General features: G+C 70.7%; 19 protein-coding genes. 9 read left to right on the top strand and 10 right to left on the bottom strand.

Annotated features, from left to right (window positions below; translation table 11 throughout):
• Positions 1 to 19 precede the first annotated feature (19 nt).
• A complete protein-coding gene (locus ACTOQ1_RS25410) occupies positions 20 to 511 on the top strand; it encodes a SigE family RNA polymerase sigma factor (RefSeq protein WP_440070527.1) in 492 nt (163 codons plus the stop codon).
• A complete protein-coding gene (locus ACTOQ1_RS25405) occupies positions 508 to 1341 on the top strand; it encodes a hypothetical protein (RefSeq protein ID WP_440070526.1) in 834 nt (277 codons plus the stop codon). The genes ACTOQ1_RS25410 and ACTOQ1_RS25405 overlap by 4 nt, the downstream gene beginning before the upstream one ends.
• A 100-nt stretch (positions 1342 to 1441) precedes the next feature.
• Here ACTOQ1_RS25405 and ACTOQ1_RS25400 read toward each other — a convergent pair whose 3' ends face one another.
• The gene (locus tag ACTOQ1_RS25400) at positions 1442 to 2392 is read right to left on the bottom strand and encodes a hypothetical protein (RefSeq protein ID WP_440070525.1); all 951 of its coding nucleotides are present in this window, start codon (positions 2390 to 2392) and stop codon (positions 1442 to 1444) included.
• The gene (locus tag ACTOQ1_RS25395; RefSeq protein ID WP_440070524.1) at positions 2392 to 2997 is read right to left on the bottom strand and encodes a TetR family transcriptional regulator; all 606 of its coding nucleotides are present in this window, start codon (positions 2995 to 2997) and stop codon (positions 2392 to 2394) included. Before ACTOQ1_RS25395 ends, ACTOQ1_RS25400 begins: the two co-directional genes overlap by 1 nt.
• A 169-nt stretch (positions 2998 to 3166) precedes the next feature.
• Between ACTOQ1_RS25395 and ACTOQ1_RS25390 the strand changes: the two genes are divergently transcribed.
• On the top strand, positions 3167 to 3799 hold the full coding sequence (locus ACTOQ1_RS25390) for a mycothiol-dependent nitroreductase Rv2466c family protein (RefSeq protein ID WP_440070523.1): 633 nt from the start codon (positions 3167 to 3169) through the stop codon (positions 3797 to 3799).
• A 187-nt stretch (positions 3800 to 3986) separates the two neighbouring features.
• Here ACTOQ1_RS25390 and ACTOQ1_RS25385 read toward each other — a convergent pair whose 3' ends face one another.
• Complete coding sequence (locus ACTOQ1_RS25385; RefSeq protein WP_440070522.1) at positions 3987 to 5489, bottom strand: M28 family peptidase; 1503 nt, start codon at positions 5487 to 5489, stop codon at positions 3987 to 3989.
• Positions 5490 to 5588: 99 nt separating this feature from the next.
• Complete coding sequence (locus ACTOQ1_RS25380; RefSeq protein WP_440070521.1) at positions 5589 to 7151, bottom strand: M28 family metallopeptidase; 1563 nt, start codon at positions 7149 to 7151, stop codon at positions 5589 to 5591.
• 215 nt (positions 7152 to 7366) lie between these two features.
• Here ACTOQ1_RS25380 and ACTOQ1_RS25375 point away from each other — a divergent pair, with 215 nt between their 5' ends.
• Together ACTOQ1_RS25375 and lipB are read left to right on the top strand one after the other, a co-directional pair.
• Complete coding sequence (locus ACTOQ1_RS25375) at positions 7367 to 7552, top strand: PspC domain-containing protein (protein ID WP_344743060.1); 186 nt, start codon at positions 7367 to 7369, stop codon at positions 7550 to 7552.
• A gap of 15 nt (positions 7553 to 7567) precedes the next feature.
• Positions 7568 to 8206, top strand: a complete 639-nt coding sequence (lipB, locus tag ACTOQ1_RS25370; RefSeq protein ID WP_440070520.1) for a lipoyl(octanoyl) transferase LipB — start codon at positions 7568 to 7570, stop codon at positions 8204 to 8206.
• Positions 8207 to 8222: 16 nt separating this feature from the next.
• Here lipB and ACTOQ1_RS25365 read toward each other — a convergent pair whose 3' ends face one another.
• Positions 8223 to 9803, bottom strand: coding sequence for an amino acid permease (locus ACTOQ1_RS25365; RefSeq protein ID WP_440070519.1), 1581 nt, complete (start codon positions 9801 to 9803; stop codon positions 8223 to 8225).
• Positions 9800 to 10753 carry a phosphotransferase gene (locus ACTOQ1_RS25360; RefSeq protein WP_440070518.1) on the bottom strand — a complete coding sequence of 318 codons (954 nt, stop codon included), beginning with the start codon at positions 10751 to 10753 and terminating at the stop codon, positions 9800 to 9802. Before ACTOQ1_RS25360 ends, ACTOQ1_RS25365 begins: the two co-directional genes overlap by 4 nt.
• Before the next feature lie 75 nt (positions 10754 to 10828).
• On the opposite strand from ACTOQ1_RS25360, the gene ACTOQ1_RS25355 reads away from it, so the two are divergent.
• The 4 genes from ACTOQ1_RS25355 to ACTOQ1_RS25340 all read left to right on the top strand — a co-directional run bounded on the left by ACTOQ1_RS25355 (position 10829) and on the right by ACTOQ1_RS25340 (position 18265).
• On the top strand, positions 10829 to 13318 hold the full coding sequence (locus ACTOQ1_RS25355; RefSeq protein ID WP_440070517.1) for a GcvT family protein: 2490 nt from the start codon (positions 10829 to 10831) through the stop codon (positions 13316 to 13318).
• 300 nt (positions 13319 to 13618) lie between these two features.
• Complete coding sequence (locus ACTOQ1_RS25350; RefSeq protein ID WP_440070516.1) at positions 13619 to 14635, top strand: hypothetical protein; 1017 nt, start codon at positions 13619 to 13621, stop codon at positions 14633 to 14635.
• Between the two features lie 154 nt (positions 14636 to 14789).
• A complete protein-coding gene (locus ACTOQ1_RS25345) occupies positions 14790 to 16970 on the top strand; it encodes a heavy metal translocating P-type ATPase (protein WP_440070566.1) in 2181 nt (726 codons plus the stop codon).
• 161 nt (positions 16971 to 17131) lie between these two features.
• The gene (locus ACTOQ1_RS25340; RefSeq protein WP_440070515.1) at positions 17132 to 18265 is read left to right on the top strand and encodes a hypothetical protein; all 1134 of its coding nucleotides are present in this window, start codon (positions 17132 to 17134) and stop codon (positions 18263 to 18265) included.
• Positions 18266 to 18311: 46 nt separating this feature from the next.
• On the opposite strand, the gene ACTOQ1_RS25335 is transcribed toward ACTOQ1_RS25340, so the two are convergent.
• The 4 genes from ACTOQ1_RS25335 to ACTOQ1_RS25320 all read right to left on the bottom strand — a co-directional run bounded on the left by ACTOQ1_RS25335 (position 18312) and on the right by ACTOQ1_RS25320 (position 21255).
• Positions 18312 to 18944, bottom strand: a complete 633-nt coding sequence (locus ACTOQ1_RS25335) for a hypothetical protein (RefSeq protein WP_440070514.1) — start codon at positions 18942 to 18944, stop codon at positions 18312 to 18314.
• Between the two features lie 51 nt (positions 18945 to 18995).
• Positions 18996 to 19679: a hypothetical protein gene (locus tag ACTOQ1_RS25330; RefSeq protein ID WP_440070513.1), complete on the bottom strand. Its 684-nt coding sequence runs from the start codon at positions 19677 to 19679 to the stop codon at positions 18996 to 18998.
• A 183-nt stretch (positions 19680 to 19862) separates the two neighbouring features.
• The gene (locus ACTOQ1_RS25325) at positions 19863 to 20246 is read right to left on the bottom strand and encodes an STAS domain-containing protein (RefSeq protein ID WP_440070512.1); all 384 of its coding nucleotides are present in this window, start codon (positions 20244 to 20246) and stop codon (positions 19863 to 19865) included.
• Positions 20247 to 20886: 640 nt separating this feature from the next.
• Complete coding sequence (locus ACTOQ1_RS25320) at positions 20887 to 21255, bottom strand: HGxxPAAW family protein (RefSeq protein WP_440070511.1); 369 nt, start codon at positions 21253 to 21255, stop codon at positions 20887 to 20889.
• Between the last annotated feature and the right edge of the window lie 88 nt (positions 21256 to 21343).

The following is a 21343-nucleotide window of genomic DNA, read 5'->3' as shown; positions in this document are numbered from 1 at the left end:
GCACCGAGGCGGAGGCACGATGACCGAGTTCGCGGAGTACGTCGAGCAGCGCCATGAGCGGTTACTGCGAGCGGCGTATCTCCTCACCAGGGACTGGGCGATCGCCGAGGACCTGGTGCAGACCGCGCTGGCCAGGGCCTGGCTCGCCTGGCAGCGGATCGACGGCGATCCCGACCCGTACGTCTACCGGATCATCGCCAACACCCACGCCTCCTGGTGGCGGCGGCGCTGGCGGCGGGAGATCCCGACGGGGGAGCTGCCCGACCGGCCGGACGGGCGGGACTTCGCGAGCGACGTCGGCGACAGGGACGCGCTGTGGACGGCGATCGGCACCCTGTCCGGGCGCCAGCGCGCGGTGGTCGTCCTGCACTACTTCGAGCACATGCCGCTGACCCAGGTGGCCGGGGTGCTCGGATGCTCGGTCGGGACGGTGAAGAGCCAGCTCAACAGGGCTCTCACTCGGCTCAGGGTGGACCGGGGGATCCAGGCGACGACGGGAGTACGCGGATGAGCAACACCGAGAACGACCTCAGGATGCTCCTGGAGGAGCGCGGCGCGGGCAGCGGCGGGGGCGGGGACGGCGGGGACGGCGGGGACGGCGGGGACACGGCCCGGCTGGAGGCGATCCTCGCCAGGGGCCGGGCGATCCGGCGGCGGCGGACGGCGGCCACGGCCGCGGCGGTCGTCACCGCAGGGGCGCTCGCGGTCGCCGTGGTGGCGCCGTCGCTGTCCGCCGGGGGCGGGGCGGAGGCGCCGATCGTGGCCGTCGCCGCCGACCCCACGCCCGTTCCCACCGCCGTCCCACCCGTCTCCGGCAAGGACCTTCCCGCGACCGTCAACGACCTGCGGAATCGCCATGAGATGCGGCTGATTCACGCGTACCGGTCGAATACCTTGGGTGTGAAACGCACCCTGAAGTTCACCCCGACCAGTGTCTTCACCGGATTCCGGGTCGTCTGCGAGGACCCGAGGGCAGTGGTGGTCAAGATGACCGGGACGGGAATCCACAGATCGGGCTCCGCCCGCGAATGCGGCAGCGGCTGGCCGGGGCTGACCTCGCAGCACGACAAGGAGTCGGTGCCCCCCGACTGGACGTCGCGCGAGCAGAGCGCGACGGTCTGGGTGCTTCCCCCCAGGCCGCGCATCTCCCGTGAAGCGCTCAAAAAGCTGAAGTGCCCGGAGAAGGAGGTGGAGAGGACGGGGATGTGCCGCGGGCATTACATGATCTGGGACCTGATAGGCCCGCGGATGGACACGCGGGTGCTGGAGCGGGTGCTGGCGAACGTGGGCAGCAGGCCCGGCCGCTGGGCGATCGGCGTCTACGACCGACCGTCCTCCTAATGGCAGATACCGGGTCGGTCTCGCTGGCGGACTCGGTGCCTGGCAGCCGCTGGTGAGTGAGCACTCTGACCCGATCCCCCGGCCCTCGGGACGACTCCCGTCAGACGGCTCGGCCGCGGGCGTACCTGGCCGCCATCGTGTGGAACACCTCCTTCGGCGCCCAGCGCTCCCGGTCGAGCATCCTGACCACGCCGTAGGAGGCGAGGTCACCGTCCCCGACGCGGCCGAAGCCCGCGAAGGTGAACCAGAGCGCGGTGTCCACCCCCTCCTCCTCGAAGACGTCCAGCAGCTCGGTGAAGTAGCGCACCTGCTCGCCCTCGTCCCGTACGGCGTCCTCGGGCGGCAGCCAGGCCATGCCGCCGCGCTCGCCCGCGCCCCGCCAGGCGCAGGTGCCGAACTCGGTCACCGCGACCGGCTTGCCGTGCTTGAACTTCTCGCGCAGTTCCTCCCTGAAGGTGCCGGCGTTGTAGGCGGCCCGGTAGCTGTCGGCGCCGACGATGTCGAACGGGCCCCAGTCGACGAACTCCCATGGGGCCGCCGCGTAGGTGATCCGGCCGCCGAAGCGGGGCCTGACGACGGCCGCGCTCTCGGCCAGGAAGCCGTTGAGCCGTTCCAGGACGGGGCCGAGCGAGGACCACCACTCCAGGTCGGCTTCGTCTATCGTCCGCATGCGGTCGCGGTACGTGGCGCCGGGGATGAACCCGGGGCCGAACGCGCTGATCTCGCACCCGGCCACGAACACCACCTCGGCCCCGCCGCGCCGTACGGCCTCGGCCCGCTCCGCGGCGTCGGCGAAGGTCGAGAGCATCGCCTCGGCCGGGAGATCGACCGGGAAGGGGGCGAACCAGATCTCGAGCCCCGCCGCGGCGGCGTGCTCGGCGGCGACGCTCAGCCGCGCGGGATCGCCACCGGAGATCCGTACGGCGTCGCAGTGCAGCTCGCCGGCGATGACGTCCATGTCGTGCCGGACGGCGCCGGGGTCGAACACCTTGCGGGTGTTGTCCTGCCCGGGGAGGAACCCGGTGTCATAGTTGATCCCTTTCGCGCGCATTACTCTCCCGGTTGGTCGAGACCGTGTTCCAGTAGGTCGAAGGCGAGCTCGACGTCCCCGCAGAGGCGGCTGCCCGCCTCGTCCAGCGAGGCGCCGGAGACCAGGTGGCGGAAGAACCTCTCCTGCAGGGTCAGCACCGAAGCGGTGATCTGGGCGGCCATCAGAGCGGCCGTCAGCTCGTCGCGCTCTTCGGCGAGCACCCGCGCCAGCGCCAGGCGCTGGCCGTGGAGCAGGTCGTTCGCCCCGCTGCTGAGCGCGGGGCTGGAGAAGATCACTCGCATCTGGACGATCAGCGTGTCCCTGTCCACGGCCTCCGCGGGCTCGGTGGCGAATCCGCGGTAGTACGCCCGCAGTGCCTCAAGCGGTGACTGCCCGGGAGGCCGCGCGGCGACGATCCCGGCCAGGTCCTCCTGGCCCACTCCCCGCAGGACGAGTGACTCCTTGGTCGGGAAGTACTTGAACAGCGTCACCTTCGCCACCTCGGCGGCCTCGGCGATCTCGTTGACGGTCACCGCGTCGAAGCCGCGCTCGGCGAACAGCCGCAGCGCCACCGCGGCGATCCGCCGTCGGGTCTGCTCCTTCTTCCGCTCCCGTAGTCCTGCCATGCGAGTACGGTAAAGGCGAACCGGGTTTAAAAGCAAACCCAGTTCATTTTTCTTCGTGACGGGGACGGGGCACGACGGGGAGGCGAGCGGGCCGGTTGTGGCGTCCGGCCCGGCGAGGGTGGCATATTGCCTGGGCACGGCCCGGAGGACGACGATCGGAGAACGGGAAATGACGGAGAGGACGATCGCGGACTTCTGGTTCGACCCCTCCTGCCCCTACACCTGGATCACCTCCCGGTGGCTGGCGGAGGTGGAGCGGGTGCGGCCCGTCGAGGTGCGCCGGCACCTGATGAGCCTGTCGGTGCTCAACGAGGGCCGCGACGAGGATCCCGAGGGGGACACGGAGGGGTACCTGTGGGTGCCCGTGCGCGTCTGCATGGCCGTGCGGCAGGAGTACGGCCAGGAGGCGCTCGGGAGGCTCCACACCGCGATGTGGACCGCCGGGCGCGCTCGCGGGGACGACTGGGCCGGTTCCCTGCACGACTCCCTCGTCGCCGCCGGCCTGCCGCCGGAACTCGCCGAGGCCGGGACGTCGACGGCCTACGACGAGGCGGTGCGCGCCTCGCACGCGGAGGGCATCGGCCTGATCGGCGAGCACGTCGGCACCCCGGTGGTCGCCGCCACCGGCCCCGCCACCGGTGGCGAGCGCGTGGTGTTCTTCGGCCCGGTGATCTCCCGGACCCCCGTGGGCGAGCAGGCGGGCCGCCTGTGGGACGGGACGCTGCTGGTGGCCGCGACCCCGGGGTTCCACGAGCTCAAGGGAGCCCCGCACGAGGAGCCCCGGCTCGACGATCCGAGCTGACGGACCGCGGGCCCCGGAGGGCCCTTCCGCGAGCGGTCCCTTTCGAAGGCGGTTCCTCCGCGAGGGGTTCTCCCGCGAGGGGTGCGACCCGCGTGCCGGGCCGTCCGGAGAGGTTCCGGACGGCCCGTGGAGGGGAAGGCGCGGGCCGCACCCGGTCTCGCTCACCGCAGCCGGGTCACCGTCCCGCTCACTGGCTGGTCAGCTTGACGTCGTCCACCCCGGCCTCGACCAGGGAGGCGCCGGAGGCGTCACCGGCCTCGATCAGGATCCGGACGCTCTGCCCCGCGAAGGCGGAGACGTCGACGTTGGCCGCGCCCCAGGCACCGTTGCGGTTGGAGGCCGCGCCGAGCTGCTGGAACACCTGGGTGGTGGTGGAGCCGACGACCTTCACCCGCAGGAAGTCGGCGCTGGAGGCGTTGGAACCGTGCGCCAGATACCAGGAGAACGCCAGCTTGAGCGTTCCCGTCGACGGCAGGGTGACCGCCGGCGACCGGACGCTGGTGATGCCTCCGTCGATGTCGTGTTCGCCGGCCGAGGCGCCCGCGAGCCTGCCGGTGACCAGGTCGTTGGTGCCGCTGACGGTGGTGCCGAGCTGCTTGGCGCCGCTGGAGGTGGTGGCCGCCGGGTCGCCGCGCTCCCACTGGCCGGAGGTGGCGGTGTCGGTCCCGGACGGGTTGGTCGTCCAGCCGGTCGCGGTCTCGAAGGTGTCCTGCCAGACGACCGTCGGAGGTACGGCGGTCGCGGTCGTCCACACCGCGTAGGCGATGGCGTCGGCGTTGCGGTTCAGCGCGGTGTCGCTGATGTTGGACGTGGTGTCGCACGCCCGGTGGTAGCAGGGATCGAACGCCTGCCCCGCCGTACCGCCCCACAGGGTGGCCTGGGCGCTGGACTTGATGCCCTCGGCGCCGGTGAAGGTACCGCCCGCGGGGATGCCGACGGCGATGAACGGCCCGTAGTCGGAGCGGCCGTCGAAGTCGGTGCCCCGGGTGGCCACGCCGATCGAGGTGAAGTACGCCTGGAGCGTCGACTCCAGCTGCGCCGAACCCGCCGGGCCGGGGCCCGAGCCGACACCGTCGGAGTTGTCGCCGTCGTAGACGAAGTATCCGGCGTTGGGCGAGCCGACCATGTCGAAGTTGTAGTAGCCCTTGACCTTGGCCCGCTCGGCGGCCGGGAGGTTGTTCACGTAGTACTGGGAGCCGCGCAGGCCCAGTTCCTCCGCGCCCCACCAGGCGAAGCGGAGGTGCTTGGTGGGTGCCAGCGACTGGCGGGAGACCTCCAGGGCGGTCTCCAGGATGGCGGCGCTGCCGGAGCCGTTGTCGTTGATGCCCGGTCCGGCGGTCACGCTGTCGAGGTGGGCGCCGACCATCAGGATGTCGTTCGGGTCGCCGCCCGGCCAGTCGGCGATGACGTTGTAGCCGGTCGCGCCGTTGTAGGTGAACGACTGCAGGGAGGTGGTGAATCCCGCGCCGTCCAGCAGGCCCCTGATGTAGTTGGCCGAGGCCAGGTAGCCGGGGCGGCCGTGGGCGCGGTTGCCGCCGTTGGCGGTGGCGATGGACTGGAGCTGGGTGAGGTGTGCCTTCACGGCGGTCAGCGAGATGTCCGGTGGGACGGCGGCCGACGCCGACGGTGCGGTGAACGCCAACGGGATGGCCAGGATCGCCGCCATGCCCATGGTCCACAGACTGCGCATCATGCTCCTCGGGTTTGAGGTGTGGGGGTCCCCCGAGCGGCGCGCACCCGTGGCGGGTGCGCGCCGTACAGCGTGGTGGTGCGCTTGCGGAGCGGATCCCTAGCGGGCGGCGCCCTCGTGTGCCGCAGCGGTCCTCGCCGCGGACTTGGCCGCCGCGGCGTCGCGGTCGGGAATGCCGGTCAGGTCGTAGGCGAAGTACGCGGTGGAGTAGCCCACGGCCTTGGAGTTGCGCTCGAGCGCGGCGGCGTTGATGTTGTCGATGCCGTCGCAGGCGGAGTGGTAGCAGGGGTCGTAGGCGATGCCCGCGGTCCCGCCGAACTTGACGGCCTGCTCGGGCGTCTTGATGCCCTCGGCGCCGGTGAAGATGCCGCCGGCCGGGATGCCGTTGGCGATGAACGCGCCGTAGTCGGAGCGGCCGCTGAAGTCGGTGCCCTCGAACGGCAGGTTGCGCTTGGTGTAGAACGCCTCCAGGCGCTTCTCGATCTCGGGGGAGCCCGCCGGTCCTGCCGGGGCACCCTCGGCGTCGGAGTCGTCACCGTCGTACAGGAAGGTGCCGTCGTTCGGCGAGGCGATCATGTCGAAGTTCAGGTAGAGCCTGATCTTGTCCTTCTCGGCCTGCGACAGGCCCGCGACGTACTGGTCGGAGCCGAGCAGGCCCAGCTCCTCGGCGCCCCACCAGGCGAAGCGCACCTTGTACTTGGTCGGCACGTGGGCCAGCTTCAGCGCGGTCTCCAGGACGGCGGCGCTGCCGGAGCCGTTGTCGTTGATGCCGGCGCCCTCGGGCACGCTGTCCAGGTGGGCGCCGACCGCGACGATCTCGCCGGACTTGCCCCAGCGGGTGTCGGCGATCAGGTTCTTGGTACGGCCGACCGTGGTCTCGGCGTCGACCTTCAGGCGGACGGTGGTGTTCGGGCTGTCGGCCAGGTCAAGGCCGACGGCCGTGCTCGCCATCACGATGGGGAAGCCGAAGCGCCACTCGATGATGTCGAAGAGGAGCGGGTCGGTACGGCCGGGCTGGCCCTCGTTGAAGAAGATCACACCGGCCGCGCCGGCCGCCTTGGCGTTGGTGGCCTTGTCGACGAACGGGCAGGTGCCGCGCTGGATCAGCGCGATCCGGCCGGGGACGAACCCGGCGAAGTCAGAGGTCTCGCAACCCGCCGTCGAGGTGTTCGGGGTCGGCGCCGGCGGGATGACGGCGTCGACGACCTGCACCTGCGCGGTGACGTCGCCTCCGCTGGAGGAGACCACGGTCACGAAGTCGGCCGGGTTGGCGTAGGTCTTCGCCTCGGGGGCCGTCTGCTGCAGGACGGAGGGGCTCGCCTCCTCCCAGCCCAGCGGGAACTCGACGTCGGTCGTGGAGGTCTTGTACCCGGCCTTGCGCAGCTTGTCCTGCACGTAGGCGAGGGAGGCGTCGTAACCGGGCGTGCCCGCGGCGCGGTTGCCGCCGTTGGCGGTCGCGATCTCCTGGAACTTGTCCAGGTGCTTCTTGACGTTCTTGCCCTTGATCTGCGTCGCGAACACGTTGGCGAGGACGTCGGTGACGCCGGGGGACGTGGTGGTCGCGATGGTCGCGCTCGCCGGGACGGTGAAGGCGAGAGGGAGAGCGATGGCCGTGACCAGGGTGGCGGCCTGGACCATGCTGCGTCGTAACCTCAGGCGCATAGCGCTCCTCGGGGTGGAACGGAGGGGGATCCCCTATTACGTACATGGCGGAACGTACCGTGATCAACCGGTTTCGCCTAGATGCGCTGACGCTCAGGTGCACGAAAAGTTATCAAGGCGACCCTGACAGGGTTTTCTCAGGGATGTCCCGGGAACGGGTGAGTTCCGGTCGTTCGTTTGAAGAGACGAAGAACACCGATTCGGGGAGAGGTATCGTGCACCGTTCGAGAAACCACAAGATAATCGCCGGAGTCTGCGGCGGGATCGCGGAGACCCTCAACATGCCGCCCACCCTCGTCCGGGTGTTCTGGCTGCTGCTCTCGCTCATCCCGGGACCCCTGTGGGTCGCCTACGTGCTCATGTGGATCTTCGTCCCCAAGGCGCCCGCAGTCCGCTACTGAAAATAAGCTGGGGGCATGAGGCGACGCCCACTGTCCCTGGTCCAGGACGACCTGGTCGACTACGAGAAGGCAATGGAGCGGATGACCGACCTGGTCGGTCAGCGGCAGCGCGACGAGCGCCCCGACACGCTCTGGCTGCTCAGCCACCCGCAGGTGTACACCGTGGGCAGGCGAACCCCTGAGCAGCACCTGCCCGACCCCGCTCACGGCATCCCGGTCGTGAGCACGGGTCGTGGCGGGCAGCTCACCTACCACGGCCCCGGCCAGCTGGTCGGCTACCTGGTCGTCAAGCTCGACGAGGACGAGGGGATCGTCGACTACGTCCGCGAGGTCGAGCTGAGGCTCGTCGGCGCGCTCGGCGCGCTGGGCGTCCCGGCCGAGCGCCGCGACACCCCGCCGGGTTCTGAGCTGCTGACCGGTGTGTGGACGACCGAGACGGGACGCAAGATCGTCTCGATCGGCATGCGGCAGAGCCGCGGCGTCACCAGTCACGGGTTCGCCCTCAACGTCGACGGCGACCTGACCCCGTGGGGCTGGGCGGTGGCCTGTGGCATGCCCGACGTCGACATGACCTCCATGGGGCGGGAGGCCCCCGCCGCCGCGGCCATGGACCGGGTCCGCGCGGCGGTGGCGGAGGCCTTCGAGGCGAGCTGACCGGCCCCGGGGCCGGTCAGCCGATCGGCTCCTTGCCGGTCGGGTCGGCGGCCGTGCCGGTCGGGTCGAACGCCTCGGCCATGTCGATCGTGCGGCGCGGGCCGGTGAACCAGTGCCTGGCCGACAGCGTCCACCACAGGCCCACGGCCAGCACCATCACGCCGACCACGATCGGCGCGTAGTTGACCGCGGTCCAGGTGAAGTCGTCGCTGAACGGCACGGCGGCCGGGACCAGCGGCATGATGAAGTAGATCGAGACGATGAAGATCTCGACGATGGCGATCCAGCACATGACCTTGTACTTCGGCCCCAGCGTCCAGGGCCCCGGCTGGAACCGGTCGCCCATCCGCAGCCGGAGCCAGATCGGGATCGCGAAGGCGATGTAGAGGCCGATGACCGCCACCGACACGACCGCGTAGAAGGCCAGCGGCAGGCCGCCGGGGGCCTCGTACAACGCGGGCAGGGTGAGGATCAGCGCGGCCGCGCAGCCGAAGACGATCGCGTTGACGGGGGTCCGGTTGGCGTCCACCCTCGACCACAGGCGCCAGCCGGGGATGGCGCCGTCCCGGGAGAAGGCGTAGGTCATCCGGGACATCGAGGTCACGCAGCTCATCCCGCAGAAGAACTGGCCGATGGTGGAGATCGCGAAGATCGCCGTGGCCAGGTTGCCGGGGAGCGCGCTGTCGAAGATGGCGCCGACGAAACCGCCCGCCTCGTTGACCGCGTCCACGTCGGTGGCCGCGAACAGGAAGGCGAGCAGCACGATCCAGCCGCCGATCGCCGAGTAGAAGATCGACTGCCACAGGCCCCTCGCGGCGGCCGTGGAGGCGCCCTGGGTCTCCTCCGACACGTGCGCGCACGCGTCGAACCCGGTGATCGTGTACTGGGTCAGCAGGAAGCCGAGCGGCAGCACGTAGAACCAGTACGACGAGTCGGAGAAGCCGGAGTTGTTGATCGTCTCGGTGAAGACGAACGACATCGACTGGTGCGAGTCGGGGCCGAAGACCAGGATCAGCACGACCGCCGCCGCGCCGAACACGTGCCACCACACCGAGATGTTCTGCAGCGTCGAGATCAGCCGGTGGCTGAAGATGTTGATCAGGGCGTGCAGCACGAGGATGACCGCGAACAGGATGAACGCGTTGGTCAGGCTGGGGTCCCAGCCGGCGAAGAACCGGCTGAGGGTGATGTTCAGGAAGGTCGCGCAGCCGTAGTCGACCGAGGCCGTCACGGCGATCAGGCCGATGAGGTTGAACCACCCGGTGAACCAGCCGTGGATCGGCCTGCCCATCTTCGCGGCCCACCAGTAGATGCCGCCGGCGGTCGGATAGGCCGAGACCAGTTCCGACATGCACAGCCCGATGATCAGAATGAAGATCGAGATCAGCGGCCACCCCCACGCGATGGCGACGGGGCCACCGTTGTTCCAGGCCTGGCCGAACGTGGTGAAGCAGCCGGCCAGGATGGAGATGATCGAGAAGGAGATGGCGAAGTTGGAGAAGCCGCTCCAGGTTCTGGAGAGCTCCTGCTTGTAACCGAGTTCCGCGAGTCGCTTCGCGTCCTCGTCGACGGAGTCGACCGATGTTGGCTTGGTCACTCAAGCCTCCTTGCGTGGTGGTGCGGGGGGTGGGGAGATCCGGTGCTCGCGCTCCGGACGTCGTCGACGAGCCGTCCGAACCCGGGGTCGTCCAGGTCCCGTACGGCTTGCGAGAACTTGTCGGCCGCCTCCGCCTCGTAGTCGAAGTCGGCGTCGGCCGCCTGCTCCTTGAGCAGCCCGTGGTGCACGGCGAACCAGAGCGTCCAGGTCAGGTTGGACATGATCAGGTTGAGCCGGACCCTGGAGGTGAGGCGCCGCTCGTCGGTGCCGAAGTAGGCGCGGGCCAGCCGGGCGGTCAGGTCGGGGTCGTAGTCCGCCTCGGCCGCGATGTCGCCCAGCTCGAAGGCAGGGTCGTTGTTCCCGGAGAGCTGGTAGTCGACGATCCTGACCTCGGCGCCGCAGCGGATGAAGTTCTCCGGCAGCAGGTCGTTGTGGCACGGCACCGTGGGCAGCGGATCGGCGGCCAGCGCCCGTTCGATCTCCGCCGCCGCGGGAAGACGGTCCTCGTAGCCGTCGGGTGTGCTCAGTTCGTGGGTACGGCAGAGGGCGAGGAACTCGTCGAGCTTGCGGAAGATGGAGAAGTCGTTGACGAACCTGGGTCCGGCGTGCAGCCGGCGGCAGGCCGCCGCGATGGGGCCGGGAATCGTCCGTACGGCGTGGGCGTCCAGGGTGGCGCCGTCGAGATACTCCAGGACCAGCGCGCCCGGCAGCCGGTGCAGCACCCTGGGGCCGACTCCCGCGTCCGCCGCGTGGAGCGTGTTGGCGATCTCCTGGTCGAGCGGTATGCCCAGGCCTGCCTCCGAGACCCGGGGATCCAGCACGCGCAGCAGCCATCGCTGCCCGTCGGCCGTGGTGAGCCGGGAGATCCGGTGGCTGAGACCACCCTTGATCAGAGTCTCGGTCACGGGCTGGTCAGCCCATTTACGGACGTCCGCTAGAGGATCTGGCATGCCGCCCTCCTTTGGCCTACCTTCATACCATTGATCCAATTCTGTGGACTAGGTGTTACAGAGGGGTTGCGCGCCTTGAAACTTCCCAGTTCCGCGCGGGCCGTCGTGATCGGCGGCGGGGTGGCCGGTTGCAGCGTCGCCTACCACCTGGCGAGGCTCGGCTGGGCCGAGGTGATCCTCGTCGAGCAGCACGAACTCACCGAGGGGACCACCTGGCACTCGGCCGGATTCGTGGGCCAGCTCCGCTCCACGGTCACCCAGACCAAGATGATCATGTATTCGGCCGGCCTCTACCCCGAGCTGGCCGAGCTCACCGGGCTGGACCCGGGATGGCGCGGGGTGGGCGGCCTCCGCCTGGCGACCACGCCCGAGCGGGTGGAGGAGTCGCTGCGGCTGGCCGGGGCCGGGGAGACCTACGGTCTGGGCCTGGAGGTCGTCTCCGGCGCCGAGGCCAAGGAGATGCTCCCGCTGCTGCACGCCGACGACGTGCGGGCCGCGCTCTGGCTGCCCGGGGACGGCTGGCTGGACCCGGCGCTGCTGGCCAGGGCGCTGGCGGCCGGGGCGCGCAAGCTGGGCGTGCGGATTCACACCGGGACCCGCGTGACGGGACTCGACGTGGCGAAAGGCGCGATCACCGGGGTACGGCTCGCGTCGGGGACCGAGGGTTCCGAGGATTTCGAGGAGTTGTCGGTCCGGGCGGAGACCGTGGTCGTCGCGGCGGGCGCGGCCAGCGGGCGGGTCGGGCGGCTGGCCGGTGTCGATATTCCGGTCGTGCCAATCAAGCACCAATATGTCACCACCGAATCATTCGGGGTTCCGTCGTCCATGCCCACGGTGCGGGATCCGGACAACATTGTCTATTTCCGGGAAGAAAATGGCGGGATTCTGGTGGGCGGATATATTCGCGATCCAGAAATCTGGGACACGGTCGCTCCGTTGGACGAGCCGCGAACCGTCTTTCCCCCGGATATGCCGAAATTTCGGGAATCGTGGGAATCGGCGGTGCGACGGGTTCCCGAGCTGGGCCGTACCGAGATCACGAAGGTCGTGCACGGCCCCGAGGCGTTCACCCCCGACGGCGAGTTCCTCCTCGGCGAGACCCCGGTGCGCGGGCTGTGGGCGGCGGCCGGCTTCTGCGTCCACGGCCTGGCCGCGGCCGGAGGCGTGGGCAAGGTCATGGCCGAGTGGATCGTGGATGGCTCGCCCGAGTACGACATGTTCGGCATGGATCTGCGGCGCTTCGGGGCCCATGCCCGCTCCGCGTCGTGGACCCGGGCCAAGGCCCTCGACTCGTACTCGAAGTACTACGACATCGTCTACCCCGGCGAGGAGCGCACCGCCGCCCGGCCGCTCCGCCGCTCCCCGGCCTGGGTACGGCACGTGGAGCTGGGAGCGGCGTTCGGCGAGAAGTCCGGCTGGGAACGGGTCAACTGGTACGAGCCCGGCCGGGACCTTCTCCCGGACGACCGGAGCCCCCGCCCGGACGGCTGGGCGGGCCGGATCTGGTCGCCCGCCGTGCGCGAGGAGTGCCTGGCCACCCGCGACGCCGCCGGTCTCTTCGACCAGACCTCGTTCTCCAAGCTGGAGGTGTCGGGGCCCGGGGCCCTGGAGGGGTTGCAGCGGGCGTGCGCCGGGCAGCTCGACCGGCCGGTGGGCTCGATCGTCTACACCCAGCTCCTCAACGAGCGCGGCGGCATCGAGGCCGACCTGACCGTCACCCGTCTGGCGGAGGACCGCTTCCGCCTGGTCACCGGCACCGCCTTCGGCGTCCACGACGCCGCCTGGCTGCGCGGCCGGGGCCTCGACGTCCGCGACGTCACCTCGGCGCACGCCTGCTACTGCCTGTGGGGTCCCAGGGCGCTCGACATCCTCGGTTCCGTCTCCGGCGACGACCTCACCTTCGGCTACATGAAGGCCGGGGAGATCAGCGTCGGGAACGTCCCGGTACTGGCCCAGCGGGTGACGTTCGTCGGCGAGTTCGGCTGGGAGCTGTACTGCCCGTCGGAGTACGGGCTGACGCTGTGGGACACGCTCACGGAGGCGGGAACGCCGCACGGCATGCGCCCGGCCGGGTACCGCGCGATCGACTCGATGCGCCTGGAGAAGGGGTACCGCGTCTGGGGCATGGACATCACCCCGGAGACCACCCCCCACGAGGCCGGCCTGGGCTTCGCGGTCGCCCGCGACAAGGACTTCCTCGGCCGCGCGGCCCTGGAGGCCGGCGCGGGTGCGGGAGCGGGTGCCAAGGCCGACGCCGGTGTGGGCGCGGGTGCGGGGACCGGAGCGCCCGCGCGGCGTCTGTTCTGCCTGGTCCTGGACGACCCCCGCCAGGTCTGCCTCGGCGGGGAGCCGGTCCGCGCCGACGGCCTGCCCGCCTCGCGGGTGACCAGCGGCGGGTACGGCCACCGTGTCGACCGCTCGATCGCCTACGCCTACCTGCCCGGGGACACCGCCCCCGGCGACCGCGTGGAGGTCGGTGTCACCGGCACCTGGACGGGCGCCGTCGTCACCGCGGAACCCCTCTACGACCCGTCCTCGGAACGGGTCAGGCGCCTGCCGTCCTGACCGCCCCGGCAGGCGCGGGGCCCCGCCGGCCTTGCTGGGGTTCGCCCGGTTTCGCGGCTTTTCGCGGCTCTTTGTGGCTCTTCATGGGCCCTTCGCGGCCTCTCGCGGTCCTTCGCGGGCCCGGCGGCGAGAGGCCGTCACCCGTCCCTGATTTCCCATAGGTCCCGTCATGGACCCGCGTATCGGCCATCCTGTGACCTGGAGACCGGCGTCAGGCATACCCCCCGGGGGTTGCCGAAAAGGTGGTGGTGTGGCACTGTGGGCGAGCGAACGGATACCCCCTATGGGTATTGAGAAGGGATGGTCGAGATGAACGGCGCGATCAAGGTGGGTGCGTACGCGCTGGGGCTGGCCGTGCTGTTCGGTGGAGCCCTGGGGGCGGGCCGGCTGGCCGGTCCTGTGGGAAGCGCGGCGGCCGAGAGATCTCCCGACGCCGGCACCGAGCGGGGCGCGGGTCAGGACGCCGGGGCGGGCCACGGCGCCCATCAGGAGGCCGGGCAGGAGACGGGGCAGGAGGCGGTGGCCGCGAAGGCGCCGGCCGTTCCCGCGGGGCTCCAGATCTCCCAGGGCGGATACATGCTCATGCCGGAGACCGACGAGGTCAAGGCGGGCAAGCGGACCGACTTCCGCTTCACGGTGATCGGCCCCGACGGCTCCCCCGTCACCGGGTTCACCACCCAGCACGACAAGAAGCTGCACTTCATCGTGGTCCGCCGCGACCTGACGGGCTTCCAGCACCTGCATCCCACCCAGCTGGGCGGCGGGGTGTGGTCGGTCCCGCTCGAACTCCCCGACGCCGGGGAGTACCGCGCGTTCGCCGACTTCGCCCCCGAGGGGGCGCAGCCCCTGACGCTCGGCATGGACCTGTCGGTGGCGGGCGACTACCGGCCCGAGCCGCCCGCCGTCCCGGCCGAGACCGCCAAGGTGGGCGACTACACCGTCACCCTCAAGGGTGATCTCATCCCCGGCCGTACGAGCATGCTCACGCTCTCGATCGCCAAGGACGGCGAGCCGGTCACCGACCTGCAGCCCTACCTGGCCGCGTACGGGCACCTGGTCGCGCTGCGCGACGGCGACCTGGCCTACCTGCACGTGCACCCCGACGGCGCGCCCGGTGACGGGCGCAGCGCGCCCGGCCCGGACATCACCTTCTACGCCGAGGTGCCGAGCGCGGGAACCTACGGGCTCTACCTGGACTTCAAGCACGCCGGGACCGTGCGCACCGCCGTGTTCACCGCCGCCACGAGCCCGGACCCCGAGGGGGGCGGGGCCACGGCGCCGTCCGGAGACGGCCACGGGCACGGCCACCAGCCGTGAAATACCCCATAGGGGTTAGGCGTTCTGACAGCGAGGAGAGACACATGCCTGAGAGCCGCGCACGATGACGGAGAAGGTACGAGGAGATGCCGTGACGTCCACGACCACCGGCGAGGCGCCCGTCCACGGCGAGATCGAGCTCGCCATCGGCGGCATGACCTGTGCCTCCTGCGCGGCCCGCATCGAGCGCAAGCTCAACAAGCTGGACGGCGTGACCGCGACCGTCAACTACGCCACCGAGAAGGCGAAGGTCACCTACCCCGCCGGAGTCACCCCCGACGATCTGGTCGCGGAGGTGGAGAAGGCCGGATACACCGCCGAGCCGCCCGCTCCGCCGGTGTCCGCCGAGCGGGACGGGACGGACGAGGAAGAGGAGGAGGGAGAGCGCGCCGGGCTCGTTCCCCTCAGGCAGCGACTGACCACCTCGGCCGTGCTGTCGGTGCCGGTCGTCGCGATGGCGATGATCCCGGCGCTGCAGTTCGATTACTGGCAGTGGCTCTCCCTCGCCCTGGCCGGTCCCGTCGTGGTCTACGGCGGGTGGCCCTTCCACCGGGCGGCCTGGACCAACCTGCGGCACGGCGCCGCGACCATGGACACGCTGGTCTCGCTGGGGACGATCGCCGCCTTCTCCTGGTCGCTCTGGGCCCTGTTCTTCGGCACGGCGGGCATGCCGGGCATGCGGCACGGCTTCGAGTTCACCCTGTCCGGGGGTGACGGCTCGGGGAACATCTACTTCGAGGCCGCCGCCGGGGTGGTCACCTTCATCCTCGCGGGCCGCTACTTCGAGGCCCGCTCCAAGCGGCGCGCCGGTGCCGCGCTCCGCGCGCTGCTGACGATGGGCGCCAAGGACGTCGCGCTGGTCTCCGGGGAGGTCGTTCCGGTCGGCAGGCTCACGGCGGGCGACCTCTTCGTCGTACGGCCGGGAGAGAAGATCGCGACGGACGGCGTGGTCGAGGAGGGGTCCTCGGCCGTGGACGCGTCCATGCTGACCGGCGAGTCGGTCCCCGTCGAGGTGCGGCCGGGTGACGCGGTGGCCGGCGCCACCGTGAACGCCGGGGGGCGCCTCGTGGTGAGGGCCACCCGGGTCGGCTCGGACACCCAGCTCGCCCAGATGGCCAGGCTGGTGGAGGACGCGCAGAACGGCAAGGCCGCCGTGCAGCGGCTGGCCGACCGGATCTCCGCGGTGTTCGTGCCCATCGTGATCGCGTTGTCCGTGGCCACCCTCGGCTTCTGGCTCGGCACCGGTTCCGGCGCCGCCGCGGCCTTCACCGCCGCCGTGGCGGTACTGATCATCGCCTGCCCCTGCGCCCTGGGCCTCGCCACGCCGACCGCGCTGATGGTCGGCACCGGCCGGGGCGCCCAGCTGGGCATCCTGATCAAGGGGCCGGAGGCGCTGGAGTCGACCCACGGCATCGACACCGTGGTCCTGGACAAGACCGGCACCGTGACGTCGGGCACGATGACCCTCAGGGACGTCTTCCCCGCCGCCGGTGAGGAGCGCGAGGAGGTGCTCCGGCTGGCCGGGGCGCTGGAGGGCGCCTCCGAGCACCCCGTCGCCCGCGCCGTCGCCCGTGCGGCGGACTCCACCGCCCAGGTCGAGGACTTCGCGAACGTCGAGGGACTCGGCGTCCAGGGCGTCGTCGACGGGCACGCCGTGCTCGTCGGGCGGCCCCGGCTGCTCGCCGACCGGTCGCAGCACCTGCCGCCCGAGCTGGAGGAGGAGCTGGAGCGGGCACAGGCGCGCGGGGAGACGGCCGTCGCGGTCGGCTGGGACGGGAAGGCCCGCGCGGTGCTCACCGTCGCCGACGCGATCAAGCCCACCTCGGCCGAGGCGGTCGCCGCGCTGCGCGCGCTCGGCCTGCGCCCGATCCTGCTGACCGGCGACAACGAGACGGTGGCCCGCACGGTCGCCGAGGCCGTCGGCATCGAGGACGTGATCGCCGACGTGCTGCCCGCCGACAAGGTGGAGGTCGTCAAGCGGCTCCAGTCCGAGGGCCGTACCGTGGCCATGATCGGCGACGGGGTCAACGACGCCGCCGCTCTGGCCCAGGCCGACCTCGGCATGGCGATGGGCACCGGCACCGACGTCGCGATCGAGGCCTCCGACCTCACCCTGGTCCGCGGCGACCTGCGGGTGGCCGCCGACGCGATCAGGCTGTCCCGCCGCACGCTGCGCACGATCAGGGGCAACCTGTTCTGGGCCTTCGCCTACAACGTCGCCGCCATCCCGCTGGCCGCGTTGGGACTGCTCACCCCGATGATCGCCGGCGGCGCGATGGCGCTCTCCTCGGTGTTCGTGGTCAGCAACAGCCTGCGGTTGCGCCGCTTCAGGTGAGGGGCGCCCCTGCGGCGCGGGCGTTATGGTGGAGTCCGCGCGGCAGGGCGCACCCGGTCCGCGGGAAGGGCAGAGCCCACCTGAGCACCACACTGCTCATCGGCCGACCTCCTTTTCGGCCCGATCACGCGGACGTCGGGCGCGACGAAAGGGAGGCCTCCGTGCCTGTTCGCCGTCTTCCCGACAACCCCAGCCTGGAACACCTGAGAAATCAGGCCAAGCGCCTCAAGAGGGCGGTTCGCGCCGCCGACACCGCCGCGCTGGAGCTGGTCGCCGAGTTCCACCCCCGCCCGCTCCCCGGCCTTCCCGCGCGGCCCGCGCCGCCGCCGGCCGGGGGAGGCCCGCGCTCGCCGGAGGGGTTCACGCTGGCCGATGCCCAGCTGACGGTCGCGAGGGCGTACGGCTTCGCGAGCTGGCCCCGCCTCCGTGCCCACCTCGACGTCCTCGCCCGGCACTCCCGCTCACCCCACCTGGTACCCCGGAGCGCGGACCCGGTCGCGGAGTTCCTCCGGCTGGCCTGCCTGCCGTACGGGAACGACGACCCGTCGCGCCGTCACGAGGCGGCGCGCGCGCTGGCCCTGGACCCGGGACTCGCGGTCGCGAGCGTCCACACCATGGCCGCGACCGGTCAGGCGGAGGCGATGGCCGCGACGCTGGCGGCCGACCCGGCCCAGGCTCGGGCCGAGGGCGGGCCGTACCGGTGGGAGCCGTTGCTCTACCTGGCGTACTCGCGGGTCGAAGGCGGCGACGCGCCGGAGACCGCCCGGCTGCTGCTGCGACACGGTGCCGACCCGGACGCGGGATACCTGTGGGACGGGCTGACCTCGCCGTTCACCGCGCTCACCGGGGCCTTCGGCGGTGGCGAGCGCGGCGAGCCGCCGCACCCGCGCTCCGCCGAGCTGGCCAGGCTCCTGCTGGAGGCGGGCGCCGACCCCAACGACAGCCAGACCCTCTACAACCGGGGGCTCTGCGGGTTCGGCTCCGACGACACCGAGCATCTGGAGCTGCTCTTCGAGTACGGTCTCGGCCGGGGGGACGGCGGGCCGTGGCACCGGCGGCTCGGTCCCGCGCACGCGACACCGGAGCAGATGCTCCAGGACGAGGTGTACGCCTCGGTCATCAGGCGGCGGCCCCGGCGCCTGAGGCTCCTGATCGAGCACGGCGCGGGCCTCGACGGCCCCGGCACCGGCCATCCGGTCTTCCAGGGCCGTACGCCCTACGAGCTGGCCGTGCTCGGCGGGCACCCCGAGCTGGCCGGGATGCTCGCCGAGGCCGGGGCGAGGATCTCCCCCTGACGCGCCGACCGGTCGTCGCCGGTCACCGCGCCGCCGGTCCGCCGGGTCAGGAGATGGGACAGGGCCGATGATCAGGGCCCGGTACGGGGACTCCCGCGCCGGGCCCGGCGCGCTCCGACAGCTGGAGGATCTCCCCGACCGTCGCCTCGTCCGCGGTGTAGATGTGAGGCACGTCGACGAACACCCTCATCGACCCGCAGCCCACCATGAGGCCGTCCGCGACCTCGCTCTGGATGCCGCGCAGCGGTACGTAGTTCAGGTAGGAGGTGAACGCGTTCTGCGACCGGAAGGCGGCGGTCATGACCAGCCGCCCGGCACGAAGCCTGAAGGCCAGGCTGGTCAGGCACGGCACCGCGTCGAAAGGCTCGCCGGGAGCGGTGAGCGAGATCCAGCCGCTCTTGGTGTACGGCTTGGCGCGCAGCACGTCGGCGACCCAGCCGAGCTGGTCGACACCGAGGAACTGGCGGAGCCGCCCTCCGTAACTGTACTTGAACGGCGGGACGACCGACCGCTCGCTGAACTTGCTGGAGTACAGCGGGATCTTCCCGGCGTCGCCGTAGCATTTCAGCACCGGATCGTCCCAGGCCAGGCCGGTGACCTCGAACAGCACCGCCGGAGCCTCGATGATCGGGCCGCGGTCGTCCAGGGCGGGCCCGCCGTTGTCTGTCACGTGTCGCATCAGCCAGATCCACGTCTCCCCACAAGACGCGAATCTGAGGAGGTCGGACATTCAGGTCTCCACATTGGGGAAATGGAAGGGATTGTGTGGGAGCCGGCGTTGCCGGGAAACATTGGCGCGAACGTAGTAGACGAAATAGTGGACCAGCGCGAGCAGGCCGATGATCACCAGGAGCAGGGCCATGGCCGGCGCCGCCCCGATCATCCCGAGCACGCCCACCGCGATGTAGGAGCTGTTGACCAGGGCCAGCATCATCACGTTGATCCCCGGCCAGGCCATCGGCGCGTACGTCTCCGGATACCGGGGATCCACCGGCAGGTTGGGAGTCCAGCCGAGGGCCGAGAACTGGTCCTTGAGGTGGACCGCGTAGAGCAGGCGGAAGTTGTTGAGCGCCCGCGCGGTCCTCATGTGTGCGTTGACCGCCTCGATCAGCCGCAGGAAGGGCAGCACGCTGAGCAGCCCGAACGCGGCGACCATCGCGAACAGGTGCCAGGGGACGCTGTGCCAGGTGGTCAGCGTGACCGGGCTGACCACCTTCGCGCTGGCCAGCGCGACCGCGGCGGCGAACGGGGCGGCGAGCAGGCTCATGGACAGCCTGGTCATCTTGATGCGCTCGTCCTTGGCCGCGAGATAGACCTGGTACGTCCCGCTGAAGTCCACGGACACGAGGGCGAGGAATTCCCCCGGTGCCACGGGCAGCCCGTCCAGGGTCTCGGGTAGTGCTTCCGCGGTCATCCGCGGTGACATCTTCCGCATCGGGACCCCACTTTCGCCGGATAGTGGATTTTCCCGTAAGAAGATATTGACTCACTTGTCAGGCGAATGAGTGTGTTTTAACGACATACGTCTCAGAGTTCTGCGCGGCCTCTCTCGCCGGCGCTTCTTCCCTGGGGAACGGAACCGTCGTCCGCCCGTACGTCAGTGCTCCTCCGCCGCCCTGAACTCCTCGTCCAGCAGGGCCTCCTCCACGGAGGCGGCCATCGTGAAGTAGGCCAGGAGCCCGGTGGTGGCCATCATGTGGCGCAGCGTCCGGCTCGCCCCGGCCAGCACCAGGCGGATTTGGGTCTCCTGGCTCCTTCGCAGGAGCCACAGCAGTTCCGCGAGGCCGGTGGAATCGCAGAAGGTGAGCCCCTCCAGGTCGAGGATGAGCCGCGACCCGGCCTGGGCCCGCGTGTCCGGAGACGTCTCGAAGGTCTCCGGAGACGTCTCGAAGGAGGAGAGGATCTGTGGCGAGGGAGAGGGCGAGGCCATCGGGGAGAGTGATGGCAGCCCGTCCGGTGACAGCGCGTTCGGTGACAGCACGTCCGATGGTGGCGCGTCCGGTGGCGGCCTGTCCGGGGAGAGGGGAGAGGGGCCATCGGGGAAGATCGGTGGGGGGCTTCCCGGAGGCGGCGGGCTTTCCGGGGAGGGGGGAGGCGGGCTCCCGGGAAAGAACGGGGAAGGGGGCTCGGGCGACAGCGGTGACGGCGGATCCGAGGGGAGCGGAGCCCCCGAGGTCAGCGGGACTTCCGAGAGGAACGGCGTCTCGGAGCGGAACGGCGTCTCAGGGAGAAGCGGTGACGGACCGGAGAACACCGTCGGAAGCGTCGGGAACGCGGACGGCGAGTCGAGTGACGGAGGAGCCGGGAGCTCGGACCGCGAGTCGAGCGCCGGAGAAGCCGGGAGCTCGGACGGCGAGTTGCCTGCGCTCAGGCTCAGGGCCCTGACGATCTCTCTCCGGAAGGTCGGTGCATAGTCGTAGTCGAGCTCGCCGATCGCCCGGACCACGATGGCGCTTCCGCGCGCATCGGCCGAGATCGAGAGCGTGTTCACACCTTCGGGTGGCATGGAAAGACTCCTTAGACCCGCAGTTCACAGGGCGGGCGTTCCCTCCGTCTTACCAGGTATGCAGTTCTGGTCGCCCCTATGGGGGGGAATTACAGTGTACTTGCGAGATTTCGTCCTATCTGGCGGATGGCGGGGGAGGACCACCCGCTCGAAGCCCCTGGCCGGCGGGCCTTCGTTCCTGACGGACGGCCCCACCGCGTGCGCTCGATGCCGGGCGTCGGCGCATGCCGCGTTCGGACGCCGGCCGTGGTCCGATCTCCTTCCCGAGTCCCATCCGGTGGAGAAGCCACCCCAGGGCGCCGCCCAGGGCCACGACGCCCGCGCCGACCCAGAAGAAGGGGACGCTGGCGGCCACCATCGCCATCCCGGAGATCGCGAAGCCGGTGATGCAGACGATCGAGCCGGTCCAGCCCGCCACGGTGTGTCCCATGTCGTGCTCTTCGTGGATCTCCGCCAGCTCCGCGAGGTCTTTTCTTATCCCCACGATGTCTCCTCCGTCTGGAGCGCCGCCCTCCGCGGGCCGTGGCGGATCGCCGGGTGGCAGGCGCTAGGTTGAGTCCGCCCGTATCATT

Source organism: Streptosporangium sp. OZ121 (assembly GCF_051918885.1).
Taxonomy (GTDB): Bacteria; Actinomycetota; Actinomycetes; order Streptosporangiales; family Streptosporangiaceae; genus Streptosporangium.
This window is presented reverse-complemented; position numbering and strand designations above follow the sequence as displayed.

Excerpts from the sequence above, each read along its gene's own strand:
- ACTOQ1_RS25410 (WP_440070527.1), top strand. The coding sequence starts at position 20 with ATGACCGAGTTCGCGGAGTACGTCGAGCAGCGCCATGAGCGGTTACTG.
- ACTOQ1_RS25405 (WP_440070526.1), top strand. The coding sequence starts at position 508 with ATGAGCAACACCGAGAACGACCTCAGGATGCTCCTGGAGGAGCGCGGC.
- ACTOQ1_RS25400 (WP_440070525.1), bottom strand. The coding sequence starts at position 2,392 with ATGCGCGCGAAAGGGATCAACTATGACACCGGGTTCCTCCCCGGGCAG.
- ACTOQ1_RS25395 (WP_440070524.1), bottom strand. The coding sequence starts at position 2,997 with ATGGCAGGACTACGGGAGCGGAAGAAGGAGCAGACCCGACGGCGGATC.
- ACTOQ1_RS25390 (WP_440070523.1), top strand. The coding sequence starts at position 3,167 with ATGACGGAGAGGACGATCGCGGACTTCTGGTTCGACCCCTCCTGCCCC.
- ACTOQ1_RS25385 (WP_440070522.1), bottom strand. The coding sequence starts at position 5,489 with ATGCGCAGTCTGTGGACCATGGGCATGGCGGCGATCCTGGCCATCCCG.
- ACTOQ1_RS25380 (WP_440070521.1), bottom strand. The coding sequence starts at position 7,151 with ATGCGCCTGAGGTTACGACGCAGCATGGTCCAGGCCGCCACCCTGGTC.
- lipB (WP_440070520.1), top strand. The coding sequence starts at position 7,568 with ATGAGGCGACGCCCACTGTCCCTGGTCCAGGACGACCTGGTCGACTAC.
- ACTOQ1_RS25360 (WP_440070518.1), bottom strand. The coding sequence starts at position 10,753 with ATGCCAGATCCTCTAGCGGACGTCCGTAAATGGGCTGACCAGCCCGTG.
- ACTOQ1_RS25350 (WP_440070516.1), top strand. The coding sequence starts at position 13,619 with ATGGTCGAGATGAACGGCGCGATCAAGGTGGGTGCGTACGCGCTGGGG.
- ACTOQ1_RS25345 (WP_440070566.1), top strand. The coding sequence starts at position 14,790 with ATGACCTGTGCCTCCTGCGCGGCCCGCATCGAGCGCAAGCTCAACAAG.
- ACTOQ1_RS25335 (WP_440070514.1), bottom strand. The coding sequence starts at position 18,944 with ATGCGACACGTGACAGACAACGGCGGGCCCGCCCTGGACGACCGCGGC.
- ACTOQ1_RS25330 (WP_440070513.1), bottom strand. The coding sequence starts at position 19,679 with ATGACCGCGGAAGCACTACCCGAGACCCTGGACGGGCTGCCCGTGGCA.